The following is a 22,224-nucleotide window of genomic DNA, read 5'->3' on the forward strand; positions in this document are numbered from 1 at the left end:
CCTAGTATTCCTACATGAATGGATAGTGAATTCAACTGCAAAGGCGTGGGAGCGTGAACTGGAGGCACTGCACGAGCGGCGCGGAGATCTGTTCAGGCGGCCCGAGCCCCGACAGCGGTCGCTCGCGTGCCTGAAGGGCTTGCTGGGCACAGTCGAGCGCAAGAACGGCTGGCAACTCGCCGAATGGATCGGCGAAGCGACACCCGACGGTGTGCAGCACCTGCTGGAACGGGCGCAGTGGGATGCTGATGCCGCACGCGACGTGCTTCGCAGGTATGTAGTCGAACAACTGGGCGAGCGTGACGCGGTGCTCATCGTGGATGAGACGGGTTTCGTCAAGAAGGGGCAGTACTCGGCCGGTGTGCAACGCCAGTACAGTGGTACGGCAGGCCGTATCGAGAACAGCCAGATCGGCGTGTTTCTTTGCTATGCCGGTCGCGGCGGTAGCGCGTTTATTGACCGCGAGCTGTATGTGCCCAAGGCGTGGACCGACGACCGTGCGCGCTGCGAGGCAGCTGGCATCCCCGGGGCGGTGGAGTTTGCCACGAAGCCGCAACTCGCGCGCAGCATGCTCGAGCGGGCGCTGGACGCAGGTGTGCCGTGTGGCTGGGTCACGGGTGACGAAGTCTACAGCGACCGTAACCTGCGGCTATGGCTCGAGTCGCGTGGCCAGTCTTTCGTGCTGGCCATCGCGAAGAACGAACCCCTGTGGTGGCATGGTCCGGATTACGTACGGGCAGACCGCATCGCCGAGGCCCTGCCGGCGCGTGCATGGCGACGCCTGTCAGCGGGTGCCGGTGCCAAAGGCGAGCGCCTGTATGACTGGGCGCTGACCCCGCTGTGGCGTCTGCAGATCACCGCAGAAGAGCGCCGTTTCGGGCATTACCTGTTGGTGCGACGCAGCCTGGGTGCGGAACGCGAGCATGCGTATTACGTCGTATATGCGCCGCGCAGCAAAGCCATGACGCAAACCTTGGTAAACGTCGCTGGCCGCAGGTGGGAAATCGAAACTGGCTTCGAGGCGACCAAAGGCGAATGCGGGCTCGATCAATACGAGGTACGCCGATGGCAGGGCTGGTACCGCCATATCACGCTGGCCTTGCTGGCCCATGCCGTGCTCGTCGCCTTGCGGGTGCGCGGTAAAAAAAAACACCTGAAGATTCGGTGCCACTCAGTGTGCAGGAGATCCGCCGGCTGATGTGTCGCCTCCTATGGCGCGGCGCTCACTCCGTCGAGTACGTGTTGACCTGGTCGGCATGGCGGCGCAGGCACCAGTACCGCGCCCAGCAGTGCCACTACCGGCGACGCGGCTGCGTACCTCATGCTTTTCTATATCTACGGCTACTAAGCGACCCCACCCATCGGGAGCCGTCGAGCGAACACCTTGGATAGCGCGCCTAGGAAGGGCTTCTTCAAGCGCTGAGGGTCGAGGGAATCTACCTCTCCGTCGATCACGGAGCCGGACTGATAGTCGCGCGAATTGCTGAACGTGGAAACTGGGCAGAGTTAGTTTCGACCGCGACAAAGGAGTGCCCATCAATCAGAATGATGGGCACTCCTTTGCTGTCTCTCTCAGTCATTCTTCCAGGTCGGCCAGCGCGCGCCGCATCCTGCTGCACAGGAATATATGTCTGAGAAAGACACTGCAAAACAAGTCGAAGTCTTCACCAGGGCACAGATGCCCCGATTTTCAACTTCGACAATTCCCATCTATCATGCGATTGATCGTTCTCTGTTGCTTCGCGCGGCATACGCCTCTTCGATGGCCGCGTCGATGATGTCGAAGCACTGCCCGGCATCCTCGACGGTTGTAATCATCGGAAGCACGAGATGCAGCGTGGCGGCACTGGCACGAACGAAAAGTCCACGCTCATACGCAGCTCTGATCACCAGATTGCAGAACGCCGCATTCTCTTCTTCGCTGTCGGCGACCGAGAATTCGATACCCGCGAGTACACCTAGCGACCGTGTATCGCCCACCGCCGGATGCTTCTGAAGACGGGCTGCCCGGGTAGCCACCAATGGCCCCAGCCGTTGCGCGACATGCGCAACCAGATCGTTTTGCTCGATGACGCGCAGATTGGCCAATGCGACAGCCGCACCAACCGGATGCCCGCAATTGGTAAAGCCATGCTCAAAGTCGTGATTTTCACTACTTAGCACCGCATTGATTTTTGAGCTGATACCTACCGCCGACATCGGGAAGTATGATGAAGTCAAACCCTTGGCTAATGTGATCATGTCGGGTGTGAAGCCCAGCGTCTGGAACCCGAACATTTTGCCCGTTTTGCCGAAGCCGGTGACGACCTCATCTGCGACAAGAAGGATGTCATGCCGGGTGCAGATTTCACGCACGCTGTTCCAGTAACCCTCTGGCGGCATGATCATGCCACCGGTAGCCTGCATCGGCTCGGCGAAAAATGCGGCGATCTTGTTTGCACCGACTTCTTCGATGATCCGTTCTAGCGAGGCGGCTGCTTCCTGGCCTTGCTCGTAAGGTGTTTTTCCTTTTCCATACTTATACCAATAAGGCGAATCGGCGTGAGCGACGAGGTTCGGCAGGGGCAGACCAAACTGCGGAAGGTAATGGTCGATGCCTGTCAGACTCGTCGCCACGACGGTGTTGCCGTGATATGAATGACGCCGCGATAGAAGCATCCTTCGCTGCGGCTCTCCGCGCAGCCGCCAATAGTGGTAGGCAATCTTGACTGCCGATTCGTTGGCATCGGACCCAGTCGATGCGAAAAAGAATTTTTCGAAGGTATGGTCAGTGAGTTTGGCTAAGCGCTGGGCGAGCTCAGCGGCGGCACCGTTCGAGTATCCGAAAAACGTATGGCAGTAGGACAGCGAGCGCATGGCTTCGTAGGCGGCCTTCGAAACCTCTTCATTGCCGTAGCCAATGTTCACGCAACCGAGGCCGGACAGTCCATCTATTACCGTTCTATCGTCGATCGTCAAGCGGATTCCCTTTGCTGCCGACACCATCTCCGGCCCACGACTCACCTGTTCCGTTGGATTAGTCATCGGATGCAGGTGGAAGCGTGCATCGGCCCTTTTCATTGCATCGTTATCAACGGTCATATTGTCCTCTTTAAATGATCATTGTCAATTTGGATTGAGTACTGTCCACATTGTCGTTACTGGTGAATTTGAAATACGCGTTATGTATGGCCAAAGGAATAGAGGTGAGCGTCTCCCATCCTTTGTCCGTCGATGAAATCTTCTGATCTCACTGTTTGCGAAGAGTCGGAAACGCGAGTAGTGCGCCGTCATCTACTCATCCCTGCACCGCTGACCCGCCTTCTGTCAGGGTCCAGGTCGCGATATCCAAACCCCGACTCAGAGCGGGCGCTTACGAAGGTGTGCGAAGCGCGCTCGCAGATGTAGCAACACTCGATCGACGTTGGCGCGGCGCTGTTTCGAGCAGGAAGACAGACGCAACAGCGCCAAGCATCAGCATCCCACAAGCGAAGTAAAGAGTGGCTCGCAAGCCATGGTGCTCGGCGATGGCGCCTCCGATGACGGGCGCCAGGCCTCCGCCAAAGATTTCACCAACGCCGACCACAAAACCTACCGACGATGCCACGAGTCCAGGCGGCGCGGCCTCCGTTGCGATCGGTCCGCATATCAGGCTGATCAACGGAAGAGCGAAAGCGGAAATCAGGAACAGCATCCAGAACAGGAGCCACGGTTGATCGGCGCTCACGTGTGTAAAGAGGAAGAGGAGTATGGCGGATACGAGGAACCCATAGATCGCAACGGGGCGCCTTCCAATGTAGTCCGAGGGCAGTACCATCGTGAACAGGCCAAGCGTTCCGCCGAAGCCGGTCGCAGAGACAATCCATCCCATCCGTTGCGTTTCGACATGCAGCACCTCCGCGAGATAGCTCGGCACCATTGCACTCAAGATGAACATGCCGGCCATCGCGCCCAGGATGGCAACCCCACCGATGCAGACATTCCGACTGCGGAAAATTTCGGTCCACCGCACGTTCGTTCGTTGGCTCGCTTCAAACGCCGGGAGGCCGGGTGAATCTTTCCGAAGCGTGAACCAGGTGAACAATGCCACGACGAATCCTGGGGCTGCCGAAATCAGGAACACCCAGTTCCACGAAACCACCCGTAGCAATTGCGTCGCGACGATCGGCGCAAGGCCCATTCCGAAGATGGAGAACATACCCATCTGAAGGCCCTGATTCAAGCCGCGCCGTGAGGGTAGCGATGCCTCGCCCACCGCCGCGATGCTGACCGGCGTGAATGCGCCTTCCGCGACGCCCATCAGCGCACGCATCACCATCAAGGTTGCGAATCCGGTGGCAAGTCCGGAAAGACACGAAAACACTGAGAACACCATCAGCGTGACCGTCAGGATTTTCTTGCGGCCGATTCGATCGGAGACGGGCCCTGCAAGGATGGCCCACAATCCCCACGTGAAACTCAGAATGCCGAACAGGTTACCGAGTTGTTGATAGTTGAGATTGAGGTCTCGCATTATGGAGGGAAAGAGCGGGGCAATCAGCCATCTGTCGAAACCCACAAGGCCAAATCCGAGCCCCATCAGAATGAGTACTTTCCATTCGTAAGCGGTGTCGTGAATCCCCGCCTTCGTGTTGTCTTTCTCTGACTTCCATCTCATTGCTCTTCTCCTTGATATTTCATTCAAACACGGTGGCTGTTTGGGTTGTGCTTTGGCGGGGGGACTGTAACGAAAGTCGATATACGTTAGGGATGCAATATTTCTTCAAGACCTTGGAAGCGGTCTCTTTTGCGATGGTTCGGTCAGTTCTTCACGAGGCATCGGCGATGTTTTGCATGGTTGATGCAAAACATGGCTTTAACGCTGAGTCAAACGGGGCCAAAAGCCGCGGCCCTGTCCAACCGAAGCCTTTGTACCGGCGAATAGCGCATGCCGCTGCCCTCGTCGCCGAGATAGAAGACGATGTCGAGGGTCAGTGCATCGACGTCATATTGGGAGTTCCACAAGGTCCTGACCTCCATGCCTTCCGAAGCCCGCGAAAAGCGAACCGCGGCGGCTGCCTCTGCGATCTCCGCCGTGGTGAGCACGCGATCACCGATGCGCTCCGTCAGGTTGCGCATTCGCCGATAGGTGAATCCGTGGCCATCGTCGTCCGGAAGATCGCCGACTGTCGGGAATCGGGTTAACTCATGGTTGGTAACGACTTGCGGTTTGCCATCGCCGGGAATTGTCGTAGCACCTTTGGCCGTGAAAGGCTCCCAAACGACCGAGGCGCCTGTCCGGTCAGCGATGATGAAATGGCATGGAAGCGTCGCTGCGTAGTGCTCGAGCCCCGCGAGCCGTTCAAGTGCCTCAGCCACGCTCGCGCACGTTTCCAGCAGATAGCAGGGCACTTCGAGTTCGTTGACGCCGGGTTGCAACGCCATGGCCGGTGTCTGGCCGGCGGCGTCGAGGTCGGCGAGCAGCGCGACGGTCAGCCCGGCGCTGTTGATGCCGTCGAGACAGCCGCCGAGCAGATCATAGGATCGCACCTGCAACGTGGCGTACCCCGAGTCCGGGTAGGTCTCGATCACATAGGGACGGGCAGTCATCGGCAATTGACCTGGGGCGCGCGCAGGAGGAGGCGTCATCGATGCGCCGTTCGCCTCGAAGGCCGCGATGAACTCACCGAGCGTACCGGTGCTGAAGTCGTAGTTGCGGCTAAGACGTCCCCGGCCATCGGACGTGCGCCGGGGCGGATGCCACGAAGCAGAGCAGGCGCCTAGCGACATCAGATACGGCACTTCGCCGAGATCGAAAGTATCGTCTTCGTAGGCGAGGCCACAGGCCAATGCAGCACCGCGCATGCGCGCGGCGTGGGCAGGCCAGTGCTCGGCGAACCAGGCCTTGCGTGCCCGCACTCGTGCCGGATCATTGACTGGCGAGGGTCGCCAGCCATAGCGCTCGGCAGCAATCGCAGCGAGGTCGCGACCAATCTCCTGATGAGAGCCGCTCAAAACAAGTCGTCTGGGTTCCGAGAAGTCAGCGGGACCACCCGCCAGAATCGTATCAACTTCAATCATGTGCTTTTCCAGGAATGTATTGCTAGTAGAAGCTGCTTCGTCGCAGCCGTGCAGTTGCGGCTACCGCGTGAAGTTCCGGAGCTGAATCGGACTGTTCATGATTTCACCGTTTCGCGCCGTCCTGCCTTGGACGTCGTGGTGTTTAATAGCCCGCACCAATTTCGTGTCCCATGGTGTTGCTCGTAAATCTGCCGTGCTCCGGGGTGCAAGTGCCGCATTCGCACAAATTGAAAGAACATGGGCAATCTCAAGTAGTGGGATGGATAGCTCAAATTTCCGCCATCAGTCTCAACTTGGTAAAAGGTCATGCGACCTTCGATATCGAGTACCCACGGATTTTTCGCTGCACTCAGTTTTAGCGGTCATCGCGGGACTACATTACGCGACTGGACGAGATGGATAAAGCCCCCGCAAGGAACGTGGCGTTCCCCGAATGGAACGATCGGCGGCAAGCCGTGACTGGCGTGATCCTTATTTTATTTTCATGGGGGAAAACCCGACCTGAAGCAGGCATCGATACTACGGCTGAAAGTTGGGGACGCGAAACGGGGGGACTCAAAGTCCTGACAGGAGGCGGCGAAGCTGGTGAAACTAATGGAAGAACGGGAACGCTTGCAACCGGTGGCTAGTTTTCCTGGGCCATCGAATTTGTCTGTGAGCCGCGCCGGTTATGGATTTGCGATCGGCGAAGGCAGATCGGTTAGAGTCCAGATTTCTGGATTCAGCGAGTGACGGGTAACCCATGCTGGCAAGCGATTCCGACGAAATTGAGCGAAGCACAGTTTGAGGAATTTGTCTTGCCACACCTGAGTCGTGGCCGACGCGGACCGCCACCGACGCTGTCGTTGCACAAGATCTTCAACTACATCCTGCAGGCGCTCTATATGGGGTGTCAGTGGATGATGCTGCCGATCGAAAGAAATGACAACGGCCGCCCCGAAATCCACCACACGCGTATCTACCGGATGATGCGGCGCTGGCAGGCCGATGGCCGCATCGACCGGATCTTTTCGGGCACGGTACATCAACTTCATCAGGACCAGCTCCTCGACCTTTCCGTCATCCACGGCGACGGCACGACGACTGCGGCGAAGAAAGGCGGCGACAACCTCGGGTATAGCGGACACAAGCATCTCAAGGGCTGCAAGGTCGTCGCCTTCTGCGATCGCGACTGCAACATCATCGCGCCGTTTGTGACGGCCCCGGGCAACCGCAACGAATCGCCGCTGTTGCGCGACGCGCTACCCAGACTCACCGGAATGGCCCGCGCCATTGGCGCAGACCTGCAAGGTTCAACCGTCGGTCTGGATGGCGTCTACGATTGTCGGACCAACCGCAAGGCGATCTTCAATCGCGGCATGATCCCGAACATCCCCGAGAACCCGCGTGGGCGCAAAATACCGAAGCGGGGCCGCAAGCAGCGCTTTGATCCGGCGATCTTCGAGGAGCGCTTCAGGACCATCGAACGCGTCTTTGCCTGGGAAGATAAGTTCCGCCGTCTGCTGCTGCGCTTCGAACGCATCAGTGACGTGCACTACGCGTTAAAGACGCTCGCCTACACGATGATCAATCTGCGGCACTACTGCCGAAACTGATCTCACGTCCAGGCCTTTCGTAGCATCGTCGGCGCTCTGCCCAGCGTCGCGATCGTGCTCGACCTGTTGATACCTTCATATTCGCATACCGAAACATATCGTCGCATCTTCGGCAAGCCGTTCCCGACATCGATTTGCGCCTCGGGCTTGTTCGGCCGCTCTGTACAAAACCAGCGTCGAAACTAGCAACCAGTTGAATCGCATTCATGGTTGCCGTTGCAGCAGGCTGCCTTCCTGGCCAGTTCGTTAATGCTGTTGCCGATCGTCGGAACGCCACTCGGCGGCTGGATAATGGACAGGCTCACGCTGCGGTTTCGGCGGGCGAAGCTAGTGTATATCGCGGTAGCGGCAGGGTTATGTACCGGACTCTACCTTGTCACGTTTCATTTCGCGGTAACCTGGCAAACCCAGTATGGTCTGCTTCTGATTGCCGGGTTCATCGGCTCCACTGCAGTCAGTACGCCGATGAGCATGACCCAGGAACTGGTTCATCCACGGGGGCGCGCCTTTTCCGGAACGCGCGGCGTTATTGCTAGCGCGTTATTTGGTTCGATGCCAGGACCTTATCTGACCGGACTACTCTCTGACCGCTTCGGCCTGCGTTTCGCGCTGGCTTCGGTTACGGTAGTCAGCGGCGCGCTGATTGTGGTGGGGGCCGTGCTGGCGTTGCGGTTTTATCTGACCGATCTCGCCCGGACGGCGCGCTTCGAGGTGACAGGCCAGCGTGCGCCTGTATTTGCGGATACCCCGCATCGGGCGGAACTCGCGGATTCCTGAAAAAGGAACTCCTGTGCAAACCGGTGCGTCAATCCGCTGATATGCCAGGACGTGGCGTGGCAGCGACGATAGTCGATCAGAGGGGATTCGGTTACTGAAGACCGGGATCTGTCTCATAGAAGTTTTTAGGAATACTAATGATAGAATGGACTACGGCCAACATACCTTCGCAGACCGGCAAGCTGGCTATCGTAACCGGGGCAACCGGTGGACTCGGCTATGAAATTGCGCTCGCGCTGGCGGGAGCAGGCGCGGAACTGATTTTGGCGGCGCGCGATATGACTAAAGGTGAAAGGGCGAGCCGTCTGATCGCGGACAAGCATCTCGGCGCGAAAGTGAGTTTTGAATTGCTCGATCTCGCCAGCCTGACTTCCGTTGCGGACTTCGTTGACCGTCTTTGTGCCAATGGGCGCCACGTCGATTTGATGATCAATAACGCGGGCATTATGGCGCTAGCCGACCGTCGGGTTAGCGCCGATAACCTTGAGCTCCAGTTCGCTACGAATTATCTATGGCACTTCGCGTTGACCGCACAACTGTTGCCGTTGCTGCGCGGGACCCATCGTGCTCGCGTCGTCAGCATGAGTAGCCTTGTCCATCGTCAGGGACGCATCGATGTCGACGATTTGCAGGCCAGCCGTTCCTATGATCTGTGGAAGGCATACGCGCAGTCAAAGCTGGCGATGCTGCTGTTTTCGACGGAACCGCAGCGCCGCAGCGATGCGAACGGCTGGGGTCTGGTGAGCAATGCGGCGCATCCGGCTCGGCCCGGACCGAACTGATCGCCAATGGCCCCAGAGAGAAAAAATTCCTATGGCGCCTGGCGTTGCTCCTTGCGCCGCTGCTCAGCCAATCTGCCGCGGACGGCGCACTTCCTGCACTGTTCGCCGCTACGTCACCGGATGCGGCCGCCGCGGCCTATTACGGACCGTGCGGATTCTACGAGATGAAGGGTGCGCCTTCTTCGGCGAAGATCCTGTCGCAAGGGAACGACACGGATCTCTCGACTCGCCTGTGGGATCAGTCGAACGACCTGGCTGGCGTACGGTGGGAGTGAAGGTCGAGGATCAATTCCCAGCCAGGCGTGCACGCTTTTGGTCGTCTGCGGCAGCGTCGCGATGTGCCCGGTGTGATGGCGCCGGAAGTTGCCACGCGTTGTGCAGCAGTCTCAGGAAGTCGGCTTCCCGATCGCAGTAGCTACGATCCGCCGTGATGGCTTCGTTGCACAGATCGATGATGTCGCGACGGAGCTGCCGGTCCTGCACATCGGCCGCCAGCCAGGCGAGTGTCTCGGGATCAACCTGACACACGTCGCTCCAGCTCAGGTACCCGCAGCGCGTCAGGTCTTCGTACAGCGTCTGCACGATGGAGAGCAAGCGGCTTCGATTTAACAACAGCCGCCTTTCCATGCCGCAGCGATCGAGTGCCTCAAGCTCTGTGAGGCTAAGGTGTCCGTCGGAAAGCAGACATGCCGCCAGGATGCGGCCCGCTGCCTCGGGACTGTTGCAATCATAGTGACGCATTCTATACTCCTTGCTATTTCGGCAAGAATGGCTCGGTGAAACGGACTTTTAAATGATCCAGGTAAGTCACCGTGGCAATTCAATTCACCCCATGCATCCGCTAACTAAGGAAAACGAAATTATCGGTGTGTTCTGCCGAGGGTTGGGGTTCATCGTTGAATAAATCCTGGCGCCCGGGTTATCGGGCGTCAGGGGCCGGCGCTTTGGTCCAGCGTGTAGCAGGACGACGCGTCGAGCCGGCGCTGACTTCTCCGGGGACGATCTGAATTGGCGTATTCGTGTAGCGCCGCACCTCCGAGGCAACGTCTACGCTCAGCCAGCGCCACCAGCCCGATTTCCGCTCGCCGAGAAGAATCAGGTCGGCACCCGATGTGTCGGCGGCAGAGGCGATCGCTCGGCCCACCGAGAGACCCGATATCGGCAGCGTGACCGTGCGGATTTCGGCGGGACGCGCATGGTCGTCCAGCACACCCGTCACTTGCGTGACGAGCTCGCGTCCATGTGCTTCCATCGCTTCGACGACGAGTCCGAAGTCGTAGTCGATTGGCCCCATCAAGCAGGGCGTGGGGTCGACCACGTGCAGCGCAAAAATGCGCGCATCGTGCTTTTGGGCAATTTCGATGGCCGATCCCAATACCGCATCGACCGAGCTTGCACTAACCGCAACTAGAATCCTTTTGAACATTCTGGGTGCCTTCTTATAGTGGGACAGTGGAACAATGCGGCCTGTGCCGCTCGTGATCCATAGCCGTATGCTGACGCGGCAGAATGAGAGGAAAATTAGCGTTGGATAAGTTGCAGGCAACGGACATCGCCAGCCTTTTTCGAACGACGTCGCGGAAACGACGAAGCGACGCGTGCTCACTTTGCGCTAACAAACGATCGCTACGCTGACATGCATCGGGTCAAGAGGAGTCAGCATGACATCCACGTATCGAACGGACGCGACCGGCGGTTTGCCGTCGCGCCAGAAGCGCAATGGCCGTCGCCTGATCGCACAGTTGCTGGTCTGCTGTGGGTTGCTCGTCCCGCAGATGTTGCCTGTCGCCTATGCCGGAACGGTCGCCTGGCAGGAGGACATGCGATGTGGGTCCGACACGTCCCGTCAGGATCGCGGCGCAGGACTGAAGGAGCAGGTACTCGAGACGCCGAACGGCTCGATCGGGTACTTCCGGTTCGGTCACGGCAGTCCAATCGTGCTGATTACCGGTTATCGCGCGAGCATGGCCGAATGGAATGCGTACTTTCTCTCCGATCTGGCGAAGCATCATGAGGTTGTCGTCTTCGACAATCGCGGAATCGGGCAGTCGCAGATGCGCGGCGCGAGTTACAGCGTGCGCGATCTGGCAGGCGATACCGCTGCGCTGATTCGCGGCCTCCACCTGAAGAACGCGACGGTATTGGGCTGGTCGATGGGCGGCATCATCGCGCAGCAACTCGCGATCGACGAGCCTTCGCTGGTCTCGAAGCTCATTCTGCTGTCGTCGATGCCTCCCGGCCCGCGCGCTGCGTTGCCGCCCGCTGGCGTCGATCAGGTCTTGTCGGGAAGCGGCAGCGGACATTTCGACCGCGTGATGGAAGTTCTGTTTCCTGCATCCGCACTGCCGAGCGCCAAAGCGTGCTTTATCGACGACATGTTCGCACCTGAGGGTTACGCCGAACCGCACATCAAGGACGCCGTGACGCATGCCCAAGACCTGATTCTGCAGCGGTGGAAGCAGGACAATCAGGCGCTCCGGGGTCTCGATCGCGTCACGGTGCCGACGCTGATCCTGGTCGGCACGAGTGACAAGGTGCTGTGGCCGCGCAATTCGGTTGCGCTCACTCACATCCTGCCCGATGCCACGCTGGTGGAAGTGAAGGCCGGCGGTCACGCGATGATGTATCAGTACCCTCGTCAGCTGGCTGACCGGATCGTCAGGTTCATCGCGACGCAGTAGCGAGCATGTCGTATGTGCTTTCCAGTGCAAGCACGTTCGGGCGTGCTCACTACGCCGGCCGACACGATGGCGATATTCGAAGAGCCTCAGAATCACGTGCCCGCGTTTCGCGCGAAATCAAACGTGCCGGTCACGCGGCGCGCCATTCGAATACAAGGTGATCGGCTGGTGGTTCATTTCGAAGGCGTGTATGCGGTGGTTGAGATCGGCGAAGTCGACTGACGACGCCAAATAGGACTCGCGCTCCTGATCTTCAGTGGTGACGAAGAACTCGCTCAGCTTTTTGGAAAATTTAGCAAACATGATGCACTCCAGTGAGTGATTCGATTCATGGCGGACCGGCGGTCCACCGCGTCGCGACGATTGCGGCAGGCAATTGGAATTAGCCGTAAATCATTGCGCCGCTTGTCGATGGAGTACATCGTAGGCCTGAAGAGTGAGCGGAAAATTAGCAATGCGTACTGTTGAAAAACATCGGCCAGCGATGCAATCTGCTGAGGTGTGCGTTTGCGGCAGGCAGCCCTTCGTTCCTCATCCGCCTGCTCCAGCGACTCGGTGATCGGTCGGCGATGTGCTTGTGAGAGCCACAGGTGCTCCCGGGCACGACTCGTTCGGGGGCGAGCGCCTACCGGACGCGCTCCAGATCGTGCATGGGCTCTGCTGGAACATTGATGGACTGCGGAAGTACGGGGTCGTCCGTCTCACGCCATGCATAGCGCCTGAACAGTTCCCAGTATCCCCCGCGAATGACGAACCCGCCGTTCCTGGCCGCGTAGGCTTTGCTGCGCGTCCGGTATGCGTAGGACAGGTGGTACCACGGCAGACCGGGCATATCGTGATGGACGAGGTGGTAGTTGTTGTTGAGGAAGAGCAGCCGCATCAGGAAGCCCGCTTCGTTGATTGCGGTCCGGTGCTTCGGATCACGCGCGGCACGATGTTCGTATAGTGATCGGATCATGGCGACCGACAGCGCCGGCCATGCGACGGCGAGCAGGTAATACCACCACGGAATGCCGGCATACCACTGCAACCAGACAAGCATCGCCGTCACTAGTGTGACGTGTGCGGCCCACGTGCCGGCGTAGCGTTGGCTCCCTCGCCGCCATTCCCTTATCGTCCCGGTGAACTGGGTCACGATGCTCAGCGGCGGACCTACCACCAGGCGGCCAATGAAGCTCTTCCTTGCCCGCCATATGGCCCGCTGCCAGCCAGGCAGATTTTCCCACTGTCGGCGAAGGAGATAGTTGCTTTCCGGATCGACCTCAGGCTCGGTGAGACTTTCCTCGTGATGGTGGGCGAGATGGGCATCGCGATAGATTGTGTACGGATACCAGATCGACAGGGGAACGCTGCCGAGCAACTCATTGGTGAGCGCGGAACGCGTGGGGTGACCGTGAAGGAGTTCGTGCTGGAGCGAAAGGTGCCACGTGCACAGCACGATCAGTGGCGGTGTCGCAGCTTCTATTGAAAGCCGGCCTTCGTGCACGAGTAGCACAACCATCAGCCAACTGCCGTGAATTGCTGCGATCAGCAGCCATGTTGGCCACTCGGTGCGCGCCGTAAAGCCTGCTTGTAGCGCCTTCAAGTCTCGCGTGTGTTCCGTATCCAGGTACTCTGCCATTTTTCGCTACAGGAATTATTTCGATCCCGCTAATAAAGGTGTTGCCGCGCACGCGAGGTGTAAGCGTTTGCTGATGTGGATATTCAGTGAGAACACGGATGGCATAATGACGTCGAAGAATTAGCTCAGAATTACTTCACGGAAAGTGAAGATCCTCGGAGGCCCAGGTGACGCTCGCCGGTACGCTTGCTCAACTCTGCCGAGCGGCCATGTCGTCGCTCGGTCGTGAACTGGCGGCCTGGAAGCCGTCCAGGGAACGCGCGACATTCGGGACCGAGGCGATGCTTTCGGTCGCACTTTCGGTCGCGCTCGCAAACGCGCTACATCTTTCAGACACGTGGTGGGCAGCAATCAGCGGCTTCGCAGTCATGCAAACGAGTCTTTCCGGCTCCGTGCAGCGCGCCGTACATCGCATCATGGGCACGCTGATCGGCGCCGCGCTTGGAACCATAGTGGGCCCCTTGATTGGCGATCGGCCGTGGTTGTTTGTGCCCGCGTTGGGGGCGATCGGCGGTGTTGCGGTGTATTACGCCAATGGGTCCAGAGCGGCCTACGCCTGGGTTCTAGGCGGAGTAACTGCCCTGATGGTGACCTACGAGGCGCATAGGCTCGTATCAGTCCGATCGACCGCATCATTTGCAGCGCTGCGAGTCGCCGAGGTCACGGTTGGAACGCTCGCCTGCCTGCTGGTGGCGAGTGTGTTTCACTTCGGGCCGAAGTGGTACAGAAAGAACAGGCCGCCATCGGTATCTGCAACCGCTCGCGCGGCCGGCAAATCCGGTGCGCCTTCCACTTCGGATCCGGCTCCGCCTCTGGAATCCGGGCACTCGACACGCATGCTGCTGGGCGTGCAGGGCGCACTGGCAATCGTGATCCTTGCAGCCCTTACCTACATTTTGCATCTACCTGGTTTCGCGCAAGCGATGGTTACCGCGATCGCGGTGCTGATATTGCCCGCAGGCTTGCCAGCAGACAGAACGCGGCAGCCGGTAATGGAAAAGATGGTGCAACGTGTGGCTGGCTGCTTGCTGGCCGGTGCGCTCGCGGTGGCGCTACTACCTCTCATGCAGGGGCAAGCGATTCTATGCGTGCTCGCGCTCTCGGTCGGCGTGTGGACAGGATGTCACGTTCAGACGGGGCGGGAAGGAGCAAGCTACGTTGGCCGGCAATTCACGATCGCGTTCATCATGGTATTCGTCCAGGACCATCATTGGTCAGCCGATCCGTTACCTGCGCTCATGCGGCTATCCGGCATTCTCACCGGAATTGTCGCGCTGGCAGGGGTGATGCTCGCGACCAGCAGGCTGCATATGCCATCGGCATCGAACGAGGTAAGTCGTTAAGACTCCCATGCACTGCGCGTTGTCGGCCTACCGACGGGGCGCGATGGCGAACGACCGCTTTCGTACCCCTCTCGCTGGTATTCAATAGCGCGGATTGTGCGTGAGCCGGCAACGCTGTAGACTGATTGAGCGCCCATCGTTTCGCTTTTCAGGAATTGGCTGCCCGTAGCCAACGAGCAAACTATCTGCTCCAACCTGGGGCGTTTTCCAGCCCATGCGGAACCACCATGCGCCAGACGCGCATGCCTTCACCTTGGTCGCTCATGCGAGGTGCCGCTTGATGAAACTCCGACAGTTGCGTTATTTCGTGACAATCGTCGATGCTGGCAGCTTCTCGCGTGCGGCACAGGTTGCCCATGTGGCCCAGCCTGCGTTGAGCCAGCAAATCGCCGATCTCGAAGAGCAGCTCGGCATCACGCTGCTGCAGCGGAGCGCGCGCGGCGTGAGCGCCACGGCCGCAGGCGAGCGGCTTTACGTGGAAGCGAGCGCGATTCTGCGGCGCATCGAACGCTTGCCGGAAGTCGTGCTTGGACAGGGCGAAGAAGTCGAGGGCAGCGTGTACCTCGGCATGGCTTCTTCCCTCGTGTCGCAGCTCGGGGGGCCGATCATGGGGGCGTGCCGCACTGCGTTGCCAAAGGTGCGACTGAAGTTTTCGTCCGCGGGCAGCCTTCAATTGGCCGCGCGCATTCGCGAACAAACCCTCGACCTCGCTGTGCTCTTCGAAGGTGAGCCGTTCGCCGGTTGCGTCCGTGTACCGCTATTCGAGCGACGGCTCTTTCTGGTGCGGCGTGCAAGCGGATCGGTTAGGCCTGGATCGATCACATTCCAGGAACTCGCGGGCCTTCCACTCGTGCTGCCGAATCCGCCGAATATCACGCGAGTCGTACTCGACCGGCTGTTCGTACAGGCTGGATTCGAGCCGCATATCACTGCCGAAACCGACCTGAGCACCGGTATGCTCGCGGCCGTGCAGGCCGGTGTCGGAGATGGCATCTTGCCGCTTGGCGGCACGGACGAGCTACCAGGTATTTTTTTTGCGCAAGCCATCGAGCCGGCAGTTTCGCTGACGGCCGGCATCGTTTCTTCTGCGGAGACGCCGCTCGCTGCCGCTGGGGAAGCCGTGCGTGATTTCATTGCTGGTTTTGTGAAAAAGTACCTGGCCGATCACCCGGTATCCGGCGTCGAATCGGCAGCGGAATGATCTTTCGCGGGCTATATTCGCTGCTTATACCCGCATCGCAAGACGGTATTTTTCCCATTCAAAAAAAGCATGCAGACTTTGCCTGCAGCATCTAGATGACGACATGTTGTCGTCGGATGCATAGCAGGAGAGATGGCATGGCAAAATTAATCTATCGGGTGGTCTCCGCGTGCGGGGCGTTGGGCTATGGATTCCCGCAGGAATCGCTGCAAAAGGCACTGCTTGGCCGTATCGACGCGGTGATCTCCGACGCCGGTTCGATGGACGCGGGCCCGTATTATCTTGGCAGCGGCGGTCAGTACTTCGAGCGTGATGCCGTCAAGAACGATTTTCGCAAGATGGTCGAGGCGGGCGAGCTTATCGAGGGGCCGGTGATCCTGGGTAGCTGTGGGATGGCAGGCGGCGACCGCAATCTCGACTGGATGCTCGAGGTCGCCAGAGAGGTCTTCGAAGAGCTCGACGTGCGCGATACGAAGGTGGCAGTGATCCGGTCGGAACTCGATCCGGCTATCGTGATCGACGAACTACGCGCCGGCGCATTGCGCCCGGTCGGCGCGGGACCCGCACTGGATGAAGCAGCACTGCGCGAAAGCACGATCGTCGGCCAGATGGGCATCCATCCGCTACTTGCGGCGCTGGATAGCGGCGCGAAGTATGTCTTCGCGGGTCGTTCGTGTGACGTGGCGCTCTTCGCAGCCGACATGATCCGGCGCGGTATCGCGCCGGGACTTGCCTATCACGTGGGACATGTGCTCGAGTGCGGCGCGCTCGCCTGCGATCCCGGGTCGCCATCTGACTGTCTCGTGGCGGAAATTTACGACGACGGCAGCGCGGTTTTTGTTGCACCCGACGAGAACCGCCGCTGCACGCCGTATTCCATCGCTGCGCATTCGCTCTATGAGGAAGCTCACCCGCAGTTGCAGTTCTATCCTGAAGGCGTGCTCGCGATGGCCAGAACGGAGTTCTTTGCGGTCGACACGCACACCGCAGGCATTCGCAAGAGTCGCTTTTATCGCACCGGCAAGCCGTGGCCGTTGAGCATCAAGCTCGAAGGTGCGCGCCGCGTCGGTCTGCGCAAGGTCTCGCTGATCCAGCTGGATCCCGCGGATCTGCACGCGATACCCGACGATATTCTCGTCTATGGGCGCAATGGTGTGCAGGAGAGGCACCTCGCATCGTCGGAGCGGGAGCTCGGGATCATTGTTCGAACGCGTGCGCGCACGGCCGCTGCGGCTGACAAGCTCGCAAGCCTGCTGACGCATTACCTGATCCACTATGGCTACCCGGGGCGCGAATCGACGGCCGGCAATATCGCCTATCCGCTCTCGCCGAATCTGGTGAGTTTTCGCTATGCCGATGGTGCTTACGGCGCGATCGTGCCGAGCGGCACGCGTGATCCCATCTTCCTTGCGAAGTACGTGTCGATCCGGCAGGGCGTCGTCGATCTCGTGCGGCGCGAGTTTCCCGAGGCACTCTCCGAGGCCGAGTACGCGTTCGTCGAGGCGGACGCTGAGCGTCCTGTAGCATTGCTTCGCACGGTGGACCGCGACGCCGATACGCTTGCCGGGCGGCATCGCGCGGAAATCGAACGCATTGCATCGGTCGCGTCGGTCGGCGCAGGGTCGCTGCTCGACATCGATGCGAGCGATGCTTATGAATGGACGCTTTATCACCTTCTTCAAAACGAGGAAGTCATTCGCAACCGGCTGTTTCCCATCCACTACTACCATGCAAATGGCCGTGAATGGAGCGAGGCGGGCGTGGCACAAGCGGACTATTTCGATGTGGGCGAACCGGCCGGTGCACAGAATCTCGATGACAGGACGCTCTCCGTGATCGAGGACGTGCCGCCACATGGCACGCCATCGGGAAGCCAGCGTCTGCTCGACATGGCCCGCGTGATCCGAAGCAAGGACGCAGGCATCAACCGGCTGACCTTCGATGTGCTTTTCGTATCGAAGGACGCGTATGAGGCGGCGCTGCGCTCGAACTTCTTTTGCGCGCGCAATGTGGCGGACGAACTCGGGTACGAGCTGGCCTCAGTGGTGGGCGCTTATTTCGTCGATAACTGCAATGCGATCAAGATCACCGTAGAGAGGTCGATCATTTCGGCGTCGCTTGGTGAACGTGACGTATTCGGCGCACAACAGCAATCCATGCTGGAGCGGATGGTGGTCCCAATGTATTCCGACGCCCCGCGGAGTGCGGGATGACACAAGGGAGTACTGACATGTCAAAAGCTTATACCGTAGTCGACTATCTTCTGGAGCGTCTTTCCGAACTCGGGGCCGACCGGATTTTCGGTGTTCCAGGCGACTTTACGCTGACCATGCTCGACCATATCGAGCGTGATGAACGCGTGCAGTGGGTTGGCTGCGCGAATGAACTCGGTGCCGGTTACGCCGCGGATGGCTACGCGCGAATTCGTGGCATCGGTGTGCTGTGCACGACCTTCGGCGTCGGCGAACTGAGTGCCATCAATGCTATCGCGGGCAGTTATGCGGAGCATGTGCCTGTTGTTCATCTTGTAGGCGCGCCGGCTCGCGCCGTGCAATCCGCTGGCGAGCGAACGCATCATAGCCTCGGCACGGGCGATTTCGGCGTCTTTGCGCGAATGACAAGCGAAGTGGTCTGTGCACAAGCGGCGCTCGATGAAAACAACGCCTGCGCCGAGATCGATCGTGTTTTACACAGTGTCATCACGCACCGGCAGCCGGGGTATCTCGTGCTGCCCTCGGATCTGACGGAACTCGAGGTGTGCCCACCCGCGGAGCCGCTCGCCGGCGCCGGTAACGTGACAGACCCCGACGCACTGCGGCGGTTCGCTGCGGCTGCAGGGGACCTGATGGAAAACGCCTCCCGTGCGGCGCTGCTCGCCGATGTATTCGTCTACAAGATGGGAGCGCAGGAGAACCTGCGCGCGCTCATTGACGCTGGAAATCTGCCGCACGCAACACTGCTGTGGGGGCGCCGTGTGGTCAACGAGGCGCACCCTGCGTACCTCGGCATATACAACGGCGCCGCTAGCGCTCCCGAGGTGCGCGAAGCGATCGAGGATTCGGATGTGCTGATACAGGCCGGCGTGCGATTCACCGACCTGACGAGTGGCTTCTTTACGCAGCAACTGGCGCTTGAGCGGCTGATTAATGTCGGAGCTCGGTCGTCGAGCGTTGCAGGAAAACAGTATGGGCCGATCGGACTTGCCGACGCGCTTGATGCCCTGCGCGATATCTGTGCCGCCCGTGGACCGTTTGCGGCGCATAGGGCCGCCCCGGTGCAGGAGCGCGTGGTTCAGGAAACCGGCAACGGCAAACCGCTTTCTCAGGAAGCGCTATGGGATGTCGTGAGTGCGGCGTTGCGTCCCGGGGATCTTGTTATCGCGGAGCAAGGCACATCGTTCTACGGCATGGGATCGCACCGTTTACCCGACGATACAGTGTTTATCGGGCAGCCGCTTTGGGCGTCCATTGGCTACACGTTGCCCGCCCTTCTCGGCGCGGCACTCGCTGCACCGCAACGCCGCCCGGTTCTTCTGATCGGTGACGGATCGGCGCAACTAACTATTGCCGAACTGGGCACGATGATCCGACAGCATGTGAATGCACTTATCGTCGTGGTCAACAACGACGGTTACACAGTCGAGCGTGCAATTCATGGCCCGGAAGCGGCGTACAACGATATTGCCCATTGGGATTGGACCGCCTTGCCTGCGGCGCTAGGCAAAGGGTGTCACAGCTTCAGCGCGCGGGTTTCGACGGTGGGGCAGTTGCGCGACGCACTTGCAACAGCCGCCACGTTCAACGACCGGCTTGCGCTGATCGAGGCCGTCGTGCCGCGCCTGGACGTCCCGCCGCTACTGCGTGCGCTGGCCGAGGCCGCGGGCGCCGCGAATCGACGCTCAAGGCAACAGAGCCCTGATTGAGCATTTCCGGACGGGAGAAGACTGTGTCCACTGTGCTGAAACGAACTTCTGCGGTCCGATGGATGCTCGTCCCCGCGTCCGCTAGCGGATGACGGCGCGCTTCGCGGGCGATAAATTTAGCCTATTATGGTCCTGGACGCCTGCCTGGCGAACAGGGTACCTAATGAACATGGCGCGGACAGTGAATGCTGGTGCTCGACTTGACCGCCTTCCCATCAGCGTCTTTCACAGAAGATTGCTCTGGCTGGTCGGCGCAGGCGCGTTCGTCGACGCTTTTGACGTCTATCTTGCCGGCGGCGCGATGGCGAAGATGGTGCAGGAAGCGTTCTCCACAGTCGATGCGAATGCCTGGTTCCTGTCCGCGGGTGCCGCCGGCATGCTGGTGGGCGCCGCATTTGCGGGGTACTTCGGAGACCGGTTCGGCCGCCGTTATTCCTACCAGGCCAATCTGTTGATATTCGGTCTGGCTTCCTTAGGCGCCACAATCGCGCCGTCGATCGAAGCGCTAACCCTCCTGCGTGTCATTATGGGAGTCGGACTTGGCGCCGAGGTCGTCGTGGCGTCGGGCACGCTGCTCGAATTTATCCCTCCGCTGCATCGTGGACGATGGATGTCGCTGCTTGTGATTGTCGTCAACTGCGGCTTTCTTGCGTCGACTGTCATAGGCTATTTCGTGATCCCGGCGCTCGGGTGGCGTTGGATGTTTGGCATTGCGGGGCTGGGCGCAATCGCGGTCTGGGCAGCGCGAAAAGGTCTGCCGGAATCGCCGCGCTGGCTTGAATCGGTTGGCCGTACGGAAGAAGCGGAGCGAGTGCTAGAGGCGATTGAGGCATCGGTGCGCAAAGAACATGGCGCGCTGCCGCTGGTCACACGCACGGATCATCCCCGCAGTGCACCGATGCCTCTTTCGGCGCTCTTCGCTTCCAGAATGTTGCCGCTAACGATACTCGGCGCGTTGACAGGGGTTTCGACATTTGTCGCCATTTTCAGCTTCGTTTCGTGGCTGCCGACCTTTATGCTCAAAGCGGGATTTCCGGTGGCCACTTCGCTGGGATTCTCGACAGTGATGTCGGTTGGTGCTCCTCTTGGAGGTCTTGTCGGGTTCTTCATTGCGGATCGCATGCTCAGGAGGCAGTCGATTGTTCTCACATGCCTCGCGATTATCGTACTGGGTACGATCTATCCACTGCTTCGGAGTAGTGCCGCTGTCCTGATTGTCGGCCTTGCGCTGGTGACCGCCATCTATACGTTCGTGGCGTTGGGCATCTACCTGTACGTACCGGAACTGTTTCCCACTTCGATCAGGCTTCGCGGTACGGGCTTCTGCAGCATGTGCGGTCGAGCGGCATCCATCGCGTCGCCGTTTGTCGTGGTTCTGGCGTATAGGCGTGCAGGACTGACGGGGGTCCTGATGATTGTATGCGGGCTGCTGGTTTTGCTTATATGTGCCGTGCTAGCTGTCGGCGTAGAAACGATGTCCAGCTCGCTGGAACATATCAGCGAGGCTGATGCATCTGTCACCGATGGGGCGGCGGCAAAGCCCGGACATTGAACCTGAAACAGTTAAGCCGTTATCGGTAACCCGGTTCGTGAACGAGTTGGAGAGCAGGCGGCAATTGCTCTTTTGGTCATATGGAAGCACGATGCCTGCCGATTGTCACGTGGGTCTGGATCAGGAAACTCGTACATTGCGGAATACGATCCACGACCACAACGCTCCGCCCCCGACCTTCGCAGCGAACTGCAGCGCTGCGATAGTCGGGAAGATGGTGCCGAATGCGATTAACGGAAAAATAATGGAGTCGATGGCCGCGCCCGCGACGTTCGCAGCGTTTGCACGCACCAGAACCGGATAGCGTCGCGCGGCCTGAAAGACGACAGCGCTCGCGATTGCTGCGGCACTGAATGCGACGAGGGATGCGAGCGCGACTGAAGCAGATTCCGGATTGAGCACGTAACTGATGCCACCAGCCGCGACGATCAACACGAGCATGCGCCCCCACAGGGCGCGGCCACGCCAGTTGAGATGGAGTCGGTCTCGCACCGCGAGATCAAGCCCAATCAGCAGAAAGCCGACGATCGGCGTGGAGGCCGGCCCAAAGTGGGCGACCGTCAGGTTAGCAGCGGCAGCGGCTGCGATGTAGACGAGCACGTACATCCATAACTCCTTCCGGTCACCCCGGTATCAAACAGAAGTCAGCTTAGCTTCAGTGAATTAGCTGGAGATGAAGTTGGCCGCTCTCGCCGGCATATTGTGCAAACG

General features: G+C 59.6%; 19 protein-coding genes. 11 read left to right on the top strand and 8 right to left on the bottom strand.

What is annotated here, in order from left to right; translation table 11 throughout:
- Positions 1-25: 25 nt before the first annotated feature.
- Positions 26-1,198 carry an IS701 family transposase gene (locus PQQ96_RS13110; protein WP_408292219.1) on the top strand — a complete coding sequence of 391 codons (1,173 nt, stop codon included), beginning with the start codon at positions 26-28 and terminating at the stop codon, positions 1,196-1,198.
- 515 nt (positions 1,199-1,713) lie between these two features.
- Here PQQ96_RS13110 and PQQ96_RS13115 read toward each other — a convergent pair.
- From PQQ96_RS13115 to PQQ96_RS13125, 3 genes are all read right to left on the bottom strand, one after another.
- Positions 1,714-3,081 carry an aminotransferase family protein gene (locus PQQ96_RS13115; protein ID WP_408292221.1) on the bottom strand — a complete coding sequence of 456 codons (1,368 nt, stop codon included), beginning with the start codon at positions 3,079-3,081 and terminating at the stop codon, positions 1,714-1,716.
- A 271-nt stretch (positions 3,082-3,352) separates the two neighbouring features.
- Positions 3,353-4,636, bottom strand: a complete 1,284-nt coding sequence (locus PQQ96_RS13120) for an MFS transporter (RefSeq protein WP_408292223.1) — start codon at positions 4,634-4,636, stop codon at positions 3,353-3,355.
- Positions 4,637-4,845: 209 nt separating this feature from the next.
- Entirely contained in the window at positions 4,846-6,039 is a 1,194-nt protein-coding gene (locus PQQ96_RS13125) for a C45 family autoproteolytic acyltransferase/hydrolase (RefSeq protein ID WP_408292225.1), read from the bottom strand.
- Between the two features lie 767 nt (positions 6,040-6,806).
- On the opposite strand from PQQ96_RS13125, the gene PQQ96_RS13130 reads away from it, so the two are divergent.
- The 4 genes from PQQ96_RS13130 to PQQ96_RS13145 all read left to right on the top strand — a co-directional run bounded on the left by PQQ96_RS13130 (position 6,807) and on the right by PQQ96_RS13145 (position 9,468).
- Positions 6,807-7,634: a transposase gene (locus PQQ96_RS13130; RefSeq protein WP_408292227.1), complete on the top strand. Its 828-nt coding sequence runs from the start codon at positions 6,807-6,809 to the stop codon at positions 7,632-7,634.
- A 216-nt stretch (positions 7,635-7,850) separates the two neighbouring features.
- The gene (locus tag PQQ96_RS13135; RefSeq protein ID WP_408292335.1) at positions 7,851-8,411 is read left to right on the top strand and encodes an MFS transporter; all 561 of its coding nucleotides are present in this window, start codon (positions 7,851-7,853) and stop codon (positions 8,409-8,411) included.
- 137 nt (positions 8,412-8,548) lie between these two features.
- Positions 8,549-9,193: an SDR family NAD(P)-dependent oxidoreductase gene (locus PQQ96_RS13140; RefSeq protein ID WP_408292228.1), complete on the top strand. Its 645-nt coding sequence runs from the start codon at positions 8,549-8,551 to the stop codon at positions 9,191-9,193.
- A gap of 44 nt (positions 9,194-9,237) precedes the next feature.
- Entirely contained in the window at positions 9,238-9,468 is a 231-nt protein-coding gene (locus PQQ96_RS13145) for an SDR family NAD(P)-dependent oxidoreductase (protein ID WP_408292230.1), read from the top strand.
- A 10-nt stretch (positions 9,469-9,478) separates the two neighbouring features.
- Here the strand turns inward: PQQ96_RS13145 and PQQ96_RS13150 are convergent, their stop codons facing one another.
- Together PQQ96_RS13150 and PQQ96_RS13155 are read right to left on the bottom strand one after the other, a co-directional pair.
- Positions 9,479-9,934, bottom strand: a complete 456-nt coding sequence (locus tag PQQ96_RS13150; RefSeq protein WP_408292232.1) for a TerB family tellurite resistance protein — start codon at positions 9,932-9,934, stop codon at positions 9,479-9,481.
- 178 nt (positions 9,935-10,112) lie between these two features.
- On the bottom strand, positions 10,113-10,619 hold the full coding sequence (locus PQQ96_RS13155) for a universal stress protein (RefSeq protein ID WP_408292234.1): 507 nt from the start codon (positions 10,617-10,619) through the stop codon (positions 10,113-10,115).
- Between the two features lie 235 nt (positions 10,620-10,854).
- On the opposite strand from PQQ96_RS13155, the gene PQQ96_RS13160 reads away from it, so the two are divergent.
- A complete protein-coding gene (locus PQQ96_RS13160; RefSeq protein ID WP_408292236.1) occupies positions 10,855-11,874 on the top strand; it encodes an alpha/beta fold hydrolase in 1,020 nt (339 codons plus the stop codon).
- A 117-nt stretch (positions 11,875-11,991) separates the two neighbouring features.
- On the opposite strand, the gene PQQ96_RS13165 is transcribed toward PQQ96_RS13160, so the two are convergent.
- Both PQQ96_RS13165 and PQQ96_RS13170 read right to left on the bottom strand, forming a co-directional pair.
- Positions 11,992-12,177, bottom strand: coding sequence for a hypothetical protein (locus tag PQQ96_RS13165; protein ID WP_408292238.1), 186 nt, complete (start codon positions 12,175-12,177; stop codon positions 11,992-11,994).
- Positions 12,178-12,499: 322 nt separating this feature from the next.
- Complete coding sequence (locus PQQ96_RS13170; RefSeq protein ID WP_408292240.1) at positions 12,500-13,495, bottom strand: fatty acid desaturase; 996 nt, start codon at positions 13,493-13,495, stop codon at positions 12,500-12,502.
- Positions 13,496-13,704: 209 nt separating this feature from the next.
- Between PQQ96_RS13170 and PQQ96_RS13175 the strand changes: the two genes are divergently transcribed.
- The 5 genes from PQQ96_RS13175 to PQQ96_RS13195 all read left to right on the top strand — a co-directional run bounded on the left by PQQ96_RS13175 (position 13,705) and on the right by PQQ96_RS13195 (position 21,513).
- The gene (locus tag PQQ96_RS13175) at positions 13,705-14,838 is read left to right on the top strand and encodes an FUSC family protein (protein ID WP_408292242.1); all 1,134 of its coding nucleotides are present in this window, start codon (positions 13,705-13,707) and stop codon (positions 14,836-14,838) included.
- Between the two features lie 280 nt (positions 14,839-15,118).
- Positions 15,119-16,039: a LysR substrate-binding domain-containing protein gene (locus PQQ96_RS13180; protein ID WP_408292243.1), complete on the top strand. Its 921-nt coding sequence runs from the start codon at positions 15,119-15,121 to the stop codon at positions 16,037-16,039.
- Positions 16,040-16,176: 137 nt separating this feature from the next.
- Positions 16,177-18,252 (top strand): DUF4387 family protein, encoded by a 2,076-nt coding sequence (locus PQQ96_RS13185; RefSeq protein ID WP_408292245.1) that lies wholly within the window; start codon positions 16,177-16,179, stop codon positions 18,250-18,252.
- A 17-nt stretch (positions 18,253-18,269) separates the two neighbouring features.
- Positions 18,270-19,961 (top strand): alpha-keto acid decarboxylase family protein, encoded by a 1,692-nt coding sequence (locus tag PQQ96_RS13190; protein WP_408292246.1) that lies wholly within the window; start codon positions 18,270-18,272, stop codon positions 19,959-19,961.
- A 163-nt stretch (positions 19,962-20,124) separates the two neighbouring features.
- Positions 20,125-21,513 (top strand): MFS transporter, encoded by a 1,389-nt coding sequence (locus PQQ96_RS13195; protein WP_408292248.1) that lies wholly within the window; start codon positions 20,125-20,127, stop codon positions 21,511-21,513.
- A gap of 120 nt (positions 21,514-21,633) precedes the next feature.
- Here PQQ96_RS13195 and PQQ96_RS13200 read toward each other — a convergent pair whose 3' ends face one another.
- Positions 21,634-22,119, bottom strand: coding sequence for a VUT family protein (locus PQQ96_RS13200; protein ID WP_408292250.1), 486 nt, complete (start codon positions 22,117-22,119; stop codon positions 21,634-21,636).
- Positions 22,120-22,224: the final 105 nt, after the last annotated feature.

It is taken from the genome of Paraburkholderia sediminicola (genome assembly GCF_046027825.1).
Classification (GTDB): domain Bacteria; phylum Pseudomonadota; class Gammaproteobacteria; order Burkholderiales; family Burkholderiaceae; genus Paraburkholderia; species Paraburkholderia sediminicola_D.